The sequence below is a fragment of the Phaeobacter sp. PT47_59 genome, assembly GCF_028890025.1.
GTDB lineage: Bacteria > Pseudomonadota > Alphaproteobacteria > Rhodobacterales > Rhodobacteraceae > Phycobacter.
In genome coordinates, this window is sequence record NZ_JARCJL010000005.1 from 229,068 (window position 1) to 241,870 (window position 12,803).

General features: G+C 62.6%; 12 protein-coding genes. 4 read left to right on the forward strand and 8 right to left on the reverse strand.

Annotated elements, in window-relative coordinates:
• Positions 1-43: 43 nt before the first annotated feature.
• From PXK01_RS06945 to PXK01_RS06965, 5 genes are read right to left on the reverse strand one after another with little or no spacing between them, the layout of a single operon-like run.
• Positions 44-1,186 (reverse strand): saccharopine dehydrogenase family protein, encoded by a 1,143-nt coding sequence (locus tag PXK01_RS06945; RefSeq protein WP_274859421.1) that lies wholly within the window; start codon positions 1,184-1,186, stop codon positions 44-46.
• A gap of 15 nt (positions 1,187-1,201) precedes the next feature.
• The gene (locus PXK01_RS06950) at positions 1,202-1,450 is read right to left on the reverse strand and encodes a SemiSWEET family sugar transporter (protein ID WP_274847064.1); all 249 of its coding nucleotides are present in this window, start codon (positions 1,448-1,450) and stop codon (positions 1,202-1,204) included.
• A complete protein-coding gene (locus PXK01_RS06955) occupies positions 1,450-2,502 on the reverse strand; it encodes a saccharopine dehydrogenase (RefSeq protein WP_274859423.1) in 1,053 nt (350 codons plus the stop codon). The genes PXK01_RS06950 and PXK01_RS06955 overlap by 1 nt, the downstream gene beginning before the upstream one ends.
• A 26-nt stretch (positions 2,503-2,528) precedes the next feature.
• Complete coding sequence (locus tag PXK01_RS06960; RefSeq protein ID WP_274847066.1) at positions 2,529-3,143, reverse strand: glutathione S-transferase family protein; 615 nt, start codon at positions 3,141-3,143, stop codon at positions 2,529-2,531.
• 25 nt (positions 3,144-3,168) lie between these two features.
• The gene (locus PXK01_RS06965) at positions 3,169-3,822 is read right to left on the reverse strand and encodes a histidine phosphatase family protein (protein ID WP_274859425.1); all 654 of its coding nucleotides are present in this window, start codon (positions 3,820-3,822) and stop codon (positions 3,169-3,171) included.
• Between the two features lie 232 nt (positions 3,823-4,054).
• Between PXK01_RS06965 and PXK01_RS06970 the strand changes: the two genes are divergently transcribed.
• A complete protein-coding gene (locus PXK01_RS06970) occupies positions 4,055-5,248 on the forward strand; it encodes a hydantoinase/carbamoylase family amidase (protein WP_274859426.1) in 1,194 nt (397 codons plus the stop codon).
• A gap of 26 nt (positions 5,249-5,274) precedes the next feature.
• Here the strand turns inward: PXK01_RS06970 and PXK01_RS06975 are convergent, their stop codons facing one another.
• The 3 genes from PXK01_RS06975 to PXK01_RS06985 all read right to left on the reverse strand — a co-directional run bounded on the left by PXK01_RS06975 (position 5,275) and on the right by PXK01_RS06985 (position 8,426).
• Complete coding sequence (locus PXK01_RS06975; RefSeq protein WP_274847069.1) at positions 5,275-5,526, reverse strand: WGR domain-containing protein; 252 nt, start codon at positions 5,524-5,526, stop codon at positions 5,275-5,277.
• Between the two features lie 297 nt (positions 5,527-5,823).
• The gene (locus PXK01_RS06980) at positions 5,824-6,528 is read right to left on the reverse strand and encodes a response regulator transcription factor (protein ID WP_274847070.1); all 705 of its coding nucleotides are present in this window, start codon (positions 6,526-6,528) and stop codon (positions 5,824-5,826) included.
• Positions 6,525-8,426: a hybrid sensor histidine kinase/response regulator gene (locus tag PXK01_RS06985; protein ID WP_274847071.1), complete on the reverse strand. Its 1,902-nt coding sequence runs from the start codon at positions 8,424-8,426 to the stop codon at positions 6,525-6,527. The genes PXK01_RS06980 and PXK01_RS06985 overlap by 4 nt, the downstream gene beginning before the upstream one ends.
• A gap of 436 nt (positions 8,427-8,862) precedes the next feature.
• On the opposite strand from PXK01_RS06985, the gene PXK01_RS06990 reads away from it, so the two are divergent.
• From PXK01_RS06990 to PXK01_RS07000, 3 genes are read left to right on the forward strand one after another with little or no spacing between them, the layout of a single operon-like run.
• Entirely contained in the window at positions 8,863-10,836 is a 1,974-nt protein-coding gene (locus PXK01_RS06990) for an AMP-binding protein (protein ID WP_274859428.1), read from the forward strand.
• Between the two features lie 55 nt (positions 10,837-10,891).
• Complete coding sequence (locus tag PXK01_RS06995) at positions 10,892-11,701, forward strand: ABC transporter ATP-binding protein (RefSeq protein WP_274859451.1); 810 nt, start codon at positions 10,892-10,894, stop codon at positions 11,699-11,701.
• A gap of 27 nt (positions 11,702-11,728) precedes the next feature.
• Positions 11,729-12,715 (forward strand): branched-chain amino acid ABC transporter permease, encoded by a 987-nt coding sequence (locus tag PXK01_RS07000; RefSeq protein WP_274847073.1) that lies wholly within the window; start codon positions 11,729-11,731, stop codon positions 12,713-12,715.
• Positions 12,716-12,803 lie beyond the last annotated feature (88 nt).

A 12,803-nucleotide genomic window follows, 5' to 3' on the forward strand; every position in this document is an offset into this window, starting at 1 on the left:
AGACCCGCTTGCGCGGGTCTTTTGGTGTTTTGGACTATTTCGATCAGGCTGTGTGATCGATCACTTCCAGATGCTGGGCCAGGGCGCCGATCTTGCCCATCCAATCTTCGATCAGCTTGGGATCGCTGGGGGCGGCGTGAACGCCTGCGGGGATCTGACGGTTCATCACCGCCTCGATGGCAAAGCTGACCGGGTAGGAGACGAGCCGCGCCATGGCGGTGCCGCGCGCGTCACCCCAGGCGTCCATCACGTAGGTCTTGTGCCAGACGGTCTGGCCATCCTTTTCCGCCTTCAGGCTGACGCAGAGGACAACCCGATCCGGCTCGCCCTCGTCATAGGCGTTTTCATCCCAGAACTGGTCGGACATCTCTTTCAGGCGGGCATCGCCTGCTGCGCCTTCCAGGGTCTCGACTTCCTTGAAGACATCGGCCCAGGCCTCGGACCAGCCATTGAGACGCAGGGTGCCGCGGACGAATTCCTTCACCGGCCAGGCCTCTTCGAACTCATACTGCGCCATGAAGGGCAGCGAGTCACGGTTGGGGTAGACCTCGAAGCTTTCGGGGGTGGGCAGGGGGGCCGCATAGCTGCTGATGGCATCCCAGGGGCGATCGACGCGCAGCTCCGAATAATCCCGCACCGAGCGCGACGGCGAGCGCAGCGCCTTCAGCACGCCCAGGGGCGACCAGCTGAACTTGTAGCGGAAGGGGTTCGCCGTTTTGGGAATGCCACCGCAGTAGGAGATGAAGCTGATGTGGTTATCCGCGTCATAGGCGGCGGAGGCCTTGTAGTCGTGCACCAGCGCATGGGCCATCAGGTGGTCGATGCCGGGATCAAGGCCGACCTCGTTCACCAGGGCCACACCCGCCTCACGGGCCTTGTCGTCCAGCGCGCGCATTTCCGGCGCGATGTAGGAGGAGGAGACGAAATGCGCCCCCTTGGAGATCGCCAGTTCCGCCAGCTCCACATGCCAGTCGCCGGGCAGCATGGAGACGACCACATCCGCCGGGCTCAGCATCTGGGCGAGGTTCGCGATGGAGAAGGCGTGGATGTTGGTGGTGAGATCGCCCACCGCCTCGCGCGCCTTTTCGGGGGTGCGGTTCCACACCGCAACGTCATGGCCCGCCTCCAGAAGGCGGCGCAGGCCGGGGATGGCCGACAGGCCGGTTCCGCACCAGTGAATGGTCATGAGTGACACTCCCTATTATTTGTATTTCAGTTTCGCCGCGACAATGCAGAGGACAATCAGCAAGGCGCAGAAGTTGGCCAGGATCAAAGGCATGTCGCCCACCATAAGCCCGTAGGTGAGCCAGAGCGATACGGTGAGCAGGAACAACAGATTGGCTGCCAGCGAAAGACCCGAGGTATCCTTCGTGCTCCAGGCGCGCCAGGCCTGGGGGATCCAGCAGATCGTGCCCAGGGCGCCAGCCAGATATCCGATATAAAGCTCCATCAGCCCTTCATATGCTCGTCGAAGGTGGCCTTGGCCCGGCCCCAGACGCCTTTGCCCAGATCCCCGAGGGTGAGCAGCGAGGGCAACAGCTGCTCTGCATAATCGACCGAGCTTTCGGCCGGCAGCATCGAGGGCAGGTTATCGATCGCCATCACGTCCAGCACCGGATCTTCGGCGACGCGCAGGGCGGGGGCCTCCCAGGTGGTGGCGCGGTCATAGACCGGTACCGGGTTGTAATCGCTGTCCGGATCGCAGGCGACATCGCCGATGGCGGTCAGCTTACGCGGCTCGGTGAGCGCGGATTGCGGCACGAAGACCGGCGTGCCGGGGCGCGCGAAGATGCAGTTGAGGAACAGGTCGTGGTCGAGGATTTCGGGGAAGGGGCCGCCATGCGCGGTTTCCGCCATGTCCCATTTGGTGACGGTGACGCCCATGGTCTCCAAGAGGTCTGCCGCACCAGTGCCGACACGGCCAAGCGCACCAATCACGATGGCATTGGGCCGCGCGTTCGCCACGTTGTAGAGCTCAGCCGCCAGATCGGCGATCAGCGCATCCTTGTCCTTGTAGACACCGACGGGGCCGCAGATCTCGCCGCGCTGCTGGGCGGCCCAGCATTTCAGCGTCACCGCCGCACCCGCATAGCCGGCCCAATACCCAAAGGCGGCAACCCGGCGGCCGTTTTCCTCGACCAGGTATTCCAGATCATAAAGCGTGCCGCCGCCCTGACGGAAGCGTTCAAGCAGGGCCTTGCCGGAATGCTGACCCTTGAAGGCATGGCCGAACATGATGTGGCGATGGGGCAGGGGGGTGCCATCCTCGGGCAGTTCCTTCAGGCCAAAGATGATCGCGTCCTTGGGCGCATCGGGCCAGCTGTTTTCCGGTGCGATCTCGCAGCCTGCGTCCTGATAGCCCTGCAGGGGCAGCGCGCGGACCGAGCTTTCCTCGACCGTGACCTTGATCCCGGCCTCGATCAGCGCCTTTGCGCCCTCGGCGGTCAGTCCTACCCGTTCCTCGTTCGGGCGCTGCTCGGCCCGTACCCAGAGATGAGTCATCGCTCTTACTTTCCTCTACGCGTCTGTCAAAGCATGGATTTGGCGCGCACCGCCTGAACCGAGGCACGCTGTTCCATCATCGTCATGAAGTTCTGGATCTTGGGGAAATCGGCAAGGGATACCCCGTCTCCTTCAAGCCAGTTGCAGACCACGAAAAGATAGCAGTCCGCAAGGGAGATTTGCTCTCCCAGTACAAAGGGCCCTTTCAGCCCGTTTTCGCTGATATAAGCGGCAGAGGCGGCCATGGTCTGCGGTACCTTCGCGGCCATGTCCTCAAACGAGGACTGCTGATCGGCCCAGCGGCTGCCGCGCATCTTGTGGGCGTGGTTCACATGCATGGTGGAGGCAAGGTAGTACATCACCTCGCGCATGCGGGCCTGCTGCAGCGGATCCTGGGGGCGCAGCCCTGCCGCGGGCGCCAGATCGGCGATATAGTCCAACAGAGCGCCGGTTTCGGTCAGGATGCCGCCTTCGACCACCAGCGCGGGGACACGGCCCTTGGGGTTGATCTGATGGTAGGCGGGCTTGGTCTGCTCGGCGCTGGCGAAATCCACCTTGACCGGTTCATAGGCAAGGCCCGCTTCCTCTAGGGCGATGGCAACGGCAATCGAGATCGTTCCCGGGGCGTAGAAAAGCTGCATGTTCAATCCTCTTGTCCTGAAAGGGTCAAAGATGGGTCTGTGCGAAATGACGATCCGGTGTTTCCAGGTGCGGCACCGCGTTGAACAGCACTGGCGACCAGTGCCCCCCAATCGGGAACAGACGGTGCATCGAGGTGTTCATGATGGCAAGCGCCATGCGGGCCATGCCGCCGATATCCAGCGCCATCGCCTGGCGCATCGCCATGGAGATCAGCCCGCCCGAGGTCACCACCAGCGCAGGACCATCCCCAGCCGCGATGTCACGCAGGGCGGCTTCGGTGCGGGTCTCGAAGTCGCTCCAGCTTTCGGGGGCATCGTCGATCCTGCCCTCGGCCCAGGCGGTGAGAACCTGCGGCAGATGGGCGATGAAACCTTCGCGTTCCTGCGGGATCGAAAGCCCGTGCTGCGCCTCCATCGCCTGCGCCAGTGTGAAATACTCCATCTCGTTGAGGCGGGGATCCTGCACCACCTCTTCGGTGTAGCCCATCCCAGCGGCGGTCTCGATGTGGCGGGTCAGGGTGCCGCAGTAGATGCGCGGGTGGCTGGCGCCGCTGGCGCGCAGGTGGTCCCCCAGCCAGGCGGCCTGCTGATGACCCAGCTCGCTCAGCCGGTCGTAATTATGTTCGTCGCGCGCCTCGGTGTTGGCCTGCCCGTGGCGGATCAGCGTGATGTGAGACATCTGGTCCGTTCCTGTGTTCTGTGATCTGACTCTTAGGGGAGCGGCTCAGGACATGGAAGGAAGGTTTCGCTTACGGTGTGTTTTGTGAACGTCTAGGCTTTGGCGCAGAGGAAAAAACGACCCCGAGCGCACGTTAATAAAGGTAAATGGATTGTTAATGTATTTCAAATCGTGAAATATGCACCCGAGGCGCGCCAGAATGGAGACGCCGGAAAATACAGGAGAAACCGGGATGACGATCAATCCTCAGCGGTTTTTGGCAGATCTCCACACGCTGCGGTCCTTCGGGGCATCGGGGGTGGGCAAAGGGGTTGTACGTCCAGCATATTCGGCAGTTGAAATTGCCTCTCGCCGCTGGCTCGCCAGCCGCATGCAGGAAGCAGGGCTGGAGGTGCGCTTTGATGCGCTTGGCAACCTTTTTGGGCTGGCCGGGGAAAAGTCGCTGCTGGTCGGCTCGCATAGTGACAGCCAGCCCGAAGGCGGATGGCTGGATGGGGCGCTGGGCGTGATTGCCGGGCTGGAAATCGCCCGCGCCAGCAAGGAAGCCGGTGGTCCGCCGATTTCGGTTGTCAGCTTCCAGGATGAAGAGGGTCGCTTCGGGGTGCTGACCGGTTCGGATGTCTGGACCGGGCGGATGGCCCTGGCCGATGCCGACCGGCTGACCGACACCGAGGGGCAGACGCTGCGCTCTGCCCGGCAGCGGATGAAGGAGGGCGGCGGGAAAAGCGTCACGACGGACCTGTTCACCGGTTTCCTGGAAATGCATATCGAACAGGGGCCGGTTCTGGACGAATCCAGTGACCGGATCGGGGTGGTCACCAATATCGTCGGCATCCGCAATGTAAAGGTCACCGTGAAGGGCCGGCAGAACCATGCGGGGACGACGCCGATGCACCTGCGCCGGGATGCTTTTCAGGCGCTTGTCGCGCTCAATGCGCGGCTGAACGAAGAGTTTTCCAAGATCGTCACCCCGGCCACGGTCTGGACCGTCGGTCATGTGGATGTGCATCCCAACGCCTCTTCCGTGGTGCCGGGAAGGGTCAGCTTTTCGCTGCAGTGGCGCGATGCCGACAAGGCACGCTTGCAGGCCATGGAAGAGATCGTGCGCCAGACCTGCACCGAGATCGCACAGGCCTGTGGTGTCGCGGTCGAGATGGAGCCTGTGATGGGGATCGATCCGGTCGCGATGGACGTGAGGGTTCAGGCGGCGCTTGAACAGGCCTCCGAGGACTTGGCGCCGGGGCAGTGGCGGCAGATGCCCTCGGGCGCCTTACATGATGCGGCGAATGTGGCGCCGGTCCTGCCCACGGGAATGCTCTTCGTGCCCTCCATCGGCGGCATCAGCCATGCCTTTGACGAGGATACGGATGAGGAAGACCTGGTTCTGGGGCTGGAGGTTCTCGCCCGCGCGGCGGAGGCGCTTTGACCTCTGCGATTTGAGGCCTGGCCGGTCTACTCGGCAGCAATCGCTGCCGGTGTGGCGCGGTCGTAGCCGCGCCGGATCATGCGGTTGCGGTGCCTGTCGGCAGCATCAGAGGCCTCGCGCAGGTTGCCGTAGATATTGATCACACATTGCCCGCCACGCCCTGCGATACCCCATTCCCGCAGGACAGAGACCTCTGAGAACAGGTTCATGGCCAGTTCGATCCGGTAGAAGCGGGAGGGTCGTGCCGAGGTTCGGCGATAGAGTAGGCAGGTCGTCATGCGGTGATTCTAATCAAGGCGATTCGGCCCGACAAGAGCGGAACGGCCAGGCAGGATCTCCCGCCCGTTACCGGGGTTTTGAAAAACCCCGCTGCCCGTTGGGCGTAGCGCCGCTGACGCGGCGCGGCCGCGATCAGGACCGGATCGGTATGGGATGAGGGTCCTATTTGGAGGCTTGTATCGGATCAGGGTGTGCGCCGCGTCAGCGGCGCCGGGCCCAACGGGAGACGCGTCTCGCAGAGGCGCAGGCGACGGGCGGGAGGGCCACCCATGCTGCGAGGCAAACCGGCGCCAGTCTCAGCTCCAGCTGACATCCCCCAGGAAGATATAGCCGGCACCGTAGATGGTCTTGATCAACCGCGGATTCTTGGGATCTTCGCGCAGCTTGGTGCGCAGGCGCGAGACGCGCACATCCATGGCCCGGTCAAAGCTGTCGCCAGCGGCACCGCCAAGCGCCTCTTGCATCTGAGCGCGGGAAATCAGCCGCTTGGGACTGTCCAGAAACAGGCGCAGCACCTCGCCTTCGGCATGGGAGAAGGGGGTCTCGGTGCCGTCTTCATCTTCCAGGACATAGCGGTCGAAATGGGCCGTCCAGCCGGAGAACTGTGCCGAGTTCCCGCTTTGCACCTGGCTGCGTGGGCCGCCACGCAGGCGGGCGCGGATGCGGGCGACCACTTCGGTGGGGTCAAAGGGTTTGGTGATGTAATCATCCGCGCCCAGCTCCAACCCTGTCACCCGGTCCTGCACCTGGGCGCGGCCCGAAATGATGATCACCGCGGCGCCCTGTTCCAGCGCCAGCCGGTGCACGAGGCTCAACCCGTCGGTATCGGGCAGCGACAGGTCCACCAGGCACACATCCGGTGTCACCCGTTTCAGCGAGGCTTCGAATTCGCGGGCACGAGAGAAGCTTTGCGTGCGAAACCCCGCCTCCTCCAGTGTTTCGGTCAGGATCTGACGGATCTCCGGTTCATCGTCCAGAATTGTGACAAGAGGCGCGCTCATGAAGATTTCTCCGGTTTGATCAGTGCCGAAAGCTGCTGGGTGGTGAAGGGTTTCTGCAGCACGGGTCCGCGCTGCAGGGCGGCGCGGTGCAGCCCATCGCCCGGCGGCAGCGAGGTCATCAGGATACAGGGCAGCTGTGATCCGGCCAGCCGGTCGGCAAGGTCGATGCCGGTTGCCTCGCCTTCGAGCCGGATATCGGACAGCACCAGCGCGATGTCGGGAATATCTGCCGTCAGGGCCGAGGCCTCGTCCACGCTGGTCGCCTCGATCACCGAATAGCCAAGGTCGATCAGCATGTCGCGGAAGGTGGCGCGCAGGCTTTCGCTGTCCTCCACCAGAAGCGCGATCCCGCCCGAGGCATCGGGTGCCAGCCGATAGGGCAGGCGCAGGGTGACGCTGGCGCCCGAAACCGTATTGCCGATGCGCATGTCGCCGCCGGTGGATTTCGCCATGTCATAGACCGAGGGCAGACCAAGGCCCGAGCCTTCGCTGCCCTTGGTGGTGAAAAACGGGTTCAGCGCCTGTTTCAGCGCCTCCGGGGAAAAGCCGGGGCCGGTGTCGGTCACCGTGATTTCAAGCCAGGTCTGCCCGACCGCATGGGCGCTGACGGTGATCTGCCCGGTGGTGCCGCAGGCGTCGCGCGCATTGAAGATGAGATTGAGCAGGGCATCCTGCAGCTTGCCGGCATCGAGCAGCAGCAGGACATCCGGCATGTTGTCGAGAATACTGAGGCCGATGCCTTGTGGCAGCGAGGGCGAGGCGAGGATCTGCAATTCGGTCAGCAGCACATGCATGTCGGTGGCCTGCGGGCGCAGGCTGCGCTGGCCGGTCATCTCTCCGATCCGGTTCAGGAGCCGCCCGCCGCGCCGGGCCGCCGACAGGGTACCTTGGATCAGCTCTTCTGCCTCGGGCGGAAGGTCCATCTTGGAAAGCTTTCCCTGCATGCCAAGGATGATGGTCAGGAGGTTGGAAAAGTCATGCGCCAGCCCCGAGGTCATCTGCGCGGCCATCTCGCGGCGGCGGGCCTGTTGCAGCGCGACGCGGGCCTGGGTTTCCTCGGTCACATCCATCGACAGGATGAAGACGCCGCCGCTGTTGTCGGGGGTGAAGGCCACGCGGATGCGGCGGCTGCCGTGCTCTTCGGTGAACTCAAAGACCGGGCTGCTGCCCTTGTAGGCGGCCATCAGGTGCGGCTCGATCCGGGCAAAGGCCCCGGGTCCGAGTGCGGCGGAGATATGCATGCCCAGGATGTCGGAAGGGCGGCTTGGGAAGACCGAGCTCAGACGCCGGTTGGTGTAGGTATAAAAGCCGTCGGCATCCACATGGGCGATATGGGCCGGCATCATCTCGGTGGTCAGGCGCGTGCGGGCCTCGATGTCGGTGAGCTGGCGCTTGGCCTCTTCCAGGGCGCTGTTGGTGGCGGCCAGCTTGCGGTTGGCGGCGGAAAGCTCTTCGGTGTGGGCAATCAGGCGATCCGACATTTCCTCGGAGCGGGCGCGCAGCAGAAGCTCGACCCGCTTGGTGCGGGTGATGTCGGTATAGACCGAGACCCAGCCACCCTGCGGCAGGGGCGCGCCTTCGATCGAGATGACCTGCCCATTGGCGCGGGTGCGTTCCAGGTAATGCGGTACAAAGGCCAGCGCCTGTTCGACGCGGGCCTGTACGAAGTCGTCGATATCCTCGATCGGCCCGTATTCGCCGCTTTCGGCGATATGGCGGATGGTTTCATCGAACCGGGCGCCGGGGGTGACCAGCCGGTCGGGAAGCGCGAACATCTCCTTGAAGCGCCGGTTGCAGACGGCGAGGCGTAGATCGTTGTCATAGATCGACAGCGCCTGGGCGATCAGGTTCAGCCCGGCGGTGGTCATGGCGGCGCGTTGTTTGTCTGACTGGTGCATGCGTTCTCCCGCGCCATGGCTATCACTGTGACGCTGCGGGGCAAAGGGCAGGGCCGGTTGCTTTGAAGGCATCCTGGCGGGTCTTGTCAATCTCGGGGCGGGGGTGGCTCCCGCCCATTCGGCATTTTCTGCGAAAACGCCTCATCGGTTGGGCCCGGCGCCGCGCCTTGCGCGGCGCCGGGCCCAAGGTCGCCAAGGGGTCGCAAGACACCTGCGGGCGCGGGAGAGCCATCCTGTTTCTTGCAACCGAACGGCAAGCGATGAGGCCATGTGCAACGCCACAACAGGAAATTGGTCGATCTTGTTACAATTCGTAAGATTTGGGAAAACATCAGGAAAAAGTTGACGCGCTACCCTTTGGCAGGTCCTAATCGGGATCAGAATCGCGATACAGCGATCATCCGGCCGGGGGAGGTCGGAAAGGGAGGATATAGAATTGGCTCAGACGCAGTCGGGCGCCGCAGGACTTCAGTCCCTGCCGGCGCTGCTTGAACGTAACGCCACCGAGTTTGCCGACCAGCCCGCCTATCGGGAGAAGGAATTCGGCATCTGGCAGTGCTGGACCTGGGCGGAAACCGCCAAGGAGATCGAGGCACTGGCTCTTGGCCTGATCAACCTTGGGGTTCAGGAAGGCGATTTCATCGCAATCATCGGACGCAACCGTCCATATCTCTATTGGTCGATGGTGGCCGCCCAGTCCGTGGGCGCGATCCCGGTGCCGGTCTACAATGACTCGGCTGCCGAAGAACTGGCCTATGTGCTGGATCACTGCGGCGCGCGCTATGTGATCGCGGAAGATCAGGAGCAGGTTGACAAGGTGCTGGAGATCCAGGACCAGTTGCACGATCTGAAACACATGATCTACCTGGATCCGCGCGGCATGCGCAAATACGACCATCACACCCTGCACCAGTACAGCCATGTGCAGGAACAGGGTCGTGCGGCCTATGACGAGTGGATCACCGATCTGAAAGAACGCCGCGGCAAGCTGACCTACGACAGCACCTGCGTGATGCTTTACACCTCGGGCACCACCGGCAAGCCCAAGGGCGTGGTCCTGTCGAACCGCAACGTGGTCGAAAGCGCCAAGAACTCGGCTGATTTCGATGGTCTGACCCGCAGCGAAGACATCCTGTCCTACCTGCCGATGGCCTGGGTTGGGGATTTCATCTTCTCGATCGGCCAGGCCTACTGGTGCGGCTTCTGCGTGAACTGTCCGGAAAGCCAGGACACCATGATGACCGACCTGCGCGAGATCGGTCCGACCTATTTCTTCGCCCCGCCGCGCGTCTTCGAAGGTCAGCTGACCAGCGTGATGATCCGCATGGAAGATGCAGGCGCGATGAAGCGCAAGATGTTCCACCACTTCCTGGCCCACGCCAAGAAGGTTGGCGGCGACATCCTCGATGGCAAGCCCGTCGGCCTGATGGACCGGCTGAAATACAAGCTGGGCGACATCCTGGTCTACGGCCCGCTGAAGGATACCCTGGGCTATGGCCGTATCCGCGTCGGCTATACTGCCGGTGAGGCGATCGGCCCCGAGATCTTCGATTTCTACCGTTCGCTGGGGATCAACCTGAAACAGCTTTACGGTCAGACCGAGGCGACGGTGTTCATCACCGTGCAGCCCGATGGCGAAGTGCGCGCCGATACCGTTGGTGTCCCCGCGCCGGACGTTGAGATCCGCATCGATGACAACGGCGAGATCCACTACCGCTCGCCCGGTGTCTTTGTGGAATACTACAAGAATGCCGAATCCACCGCCTCGACCAAGGACGCGGAAGGCTGGGTCGCCACGGGCGATGCGGGCTTCATCGAAAGCGACAGCGGCCATCTGCGTATCATCGACCGTGCCAAGGACGTTGGCAAAATGGCCAGCGGCGCCATGTTCGCCCCCAAATATGTCGAGAACAAGCTGAAGTTCTATCCCGACATCCTTGAGGCGGTGCTGTTCGGCAATGGCAAGGATCGCTGCGTCGCCTTCATCAACATCGACCTCACGGCGGTGGGCAACTGGGCCGAGCGCAACAACATCGCCTATGCGTCCTATCAGGAACTGGCAGGCCATCCCCGGGTTCTGGAAAGCATCCGCCAGCATGTGGAAGAGGTGAACAAATCCGTCGCCGCCGACGAGATGCTGTCGGGTTGCCAGGTGCACCGCTTCGTGGTGCTGCACAAGGAACTGGACGCGGATGACGGCGAGATGACCCGTACCCGCAAGGTGCGCCGCCGCATCGTCGAGGAGAAGTTCAACGACATCATCACCGCGCTGTACGACGGCTCCGAGAAGATCTCGACCACGACCGAGGTGACTTATGAGGACGGTCGCAAGGGTGCCATCAGCGCCACGTTGACCATCGTCGATGCGAAGGTCGTTCCTGTGACCACACAGCAGGTGGCAGCCGAATGATGATCCGCGCGACAAAGACAGGCAGCCAGAAAAAGGGGCTGGGCACGTGAAAGATATGGAAGAAGGATACGTCACCGAGGATGGCCGCAAGATTGGCGGCGTGGTGATGGAAATGAAGAACATCACCCTGCGGTTCGGCGGTGTGGTGGCGATCAAGGACATCTCGTTCGACATCCGCCAGGGCGAGATCCGCGCGATCATCGGTCCGAACGGCGCGGGCAAGTCCTCGATGCTGAACGTGATCTCGGGTTTTTACGTCCCGCAGGAAGGTCAGGTCCTCTATCAGGGCAAGCCGCGCCCGCAGATGCGCCCCTATGAGGTCGCGCGTCAGGGTATCGCGCGCACCTTCCAGAACATCGCCCTGTTCGAAGGCATGAGCGTTCTGGACAACGTGATGACCGGGCGGCTCAACTACATGAAGACCGGTCTCCTCAGCCAGGCCCTGTGGAAGGGTAAGGCCGAAAAGGAAGAGACCGAGAACCGCGAAGTGGTCGAGAAGGTCATCGACTTCCTGGAGATCCAGCACATCCGCAAGACCCCGGTGGCACGTCTGCCCTACGGTCTGAAGAAACGGGTGGAACTGGCGCGCGCCCTTGCGGCCGAGCCGAGCCTGCTTTTGCTGGACGAACCCATGGCCGGCATGAACGTTGAGGAAAAAGAGGACATGTCCCGCTTCATCCTTGATGTGAACGATGAATTCGGCACCACCATCGCCTTGATCGAACACGACATGGGCGTGGTGATGGATCTGTCCGACCGGGTGGTCGTGATGGATTACGGCAAGAAGATCGGCGATGGCACGCCGGACGAGGTCCGCAACAACCAGGATGTGATCGACGCCTACCTTGGCGTTGCGCATGACTGACCATCACCGGCTTGAGGGAGGCGAAACATGCCTGAACAACTGATTTTTGCGATGGAAGTCACGCTCAACGGTCTGATGGCCGGCGTGCTCTATGCGCTTGTCGCGCTCGGATTTGTCCTGATCTACAAGGCATCCGGCATCTTCAACTACGCCCAGGGCGTCATGGCGCTGTTCGCGGCGATGACCCTGGTGGGGATCATGAACGGCCAGGTGCCCTTTGCGCATCTGATCAACGCGATCTTCGGCGGCCATATCACCCATTTCGGATGGACGATCCCGTCCTTCCTGGCCATCGTCCTGACCGTGGCGGTCATGGTGCTCTTGGCCTGGCTGGTGCAGGTTCTGGTGATGAAGCACCTGGTCGGCCAGGAGCCGATTATCCTGTTCATGGCCACCATCGGTCTGGCCTACTTCCTGGAAGGCGTCGCCGACCTGATGTGGGGCTCCGAGATCAAGACGCTGGATGTGGGCATCCCGCAGGGCATCAACCTGTGGATCGACGAAAAGACCTACAACATCTTCGGCTACGGCTTCTTCATCGACAACCTCGACATCGTGGCCACCGTCGTTGCGGCGCTTCTGGTGACGGGTCTGGTGATCTTTGCCCAATACACCAAGCAGGGCCGCGCCATGCGCGCCGTGGCGGACGATCACCAGGCGGCCCTGTCCGTCGGTATCTCGCTGAACTTCATCTGGGTTCTGGTCTGGTCGGTTGCCGGTTTCGTGGCTCTGGTCGCGGGTATCATGTGGGGCACCAAGTCCGGCGTGCAGTTCTCGCTGTCGCTGATCGCCCTGAAGGCGCTGCCTGTTCTTATGCTCGGCGGCTTCACCTCGATCCCCGGCGCCATCGTGGGCGGGTTGATCATCGGTGTGGGCGAGAAGCTGTTTGAATTCGCCATCGGCCCGATGGTCGGCGGCGCCACCGAGAACTGGTTTGCCTATGTTCTGGCGCTGCTGTTCCTGGTGTTCCGCCCGCAAGGTCTGTTCGGCGAGAAGATCATCGAGAGGGTCTGACGCAGACCCATCATATCAAGGGCGGTTCCGTTCGGGGAGGGATGGGGCCGCACCGCAGGAGACTGAACGCAAACCAAGAAGGGAGGAA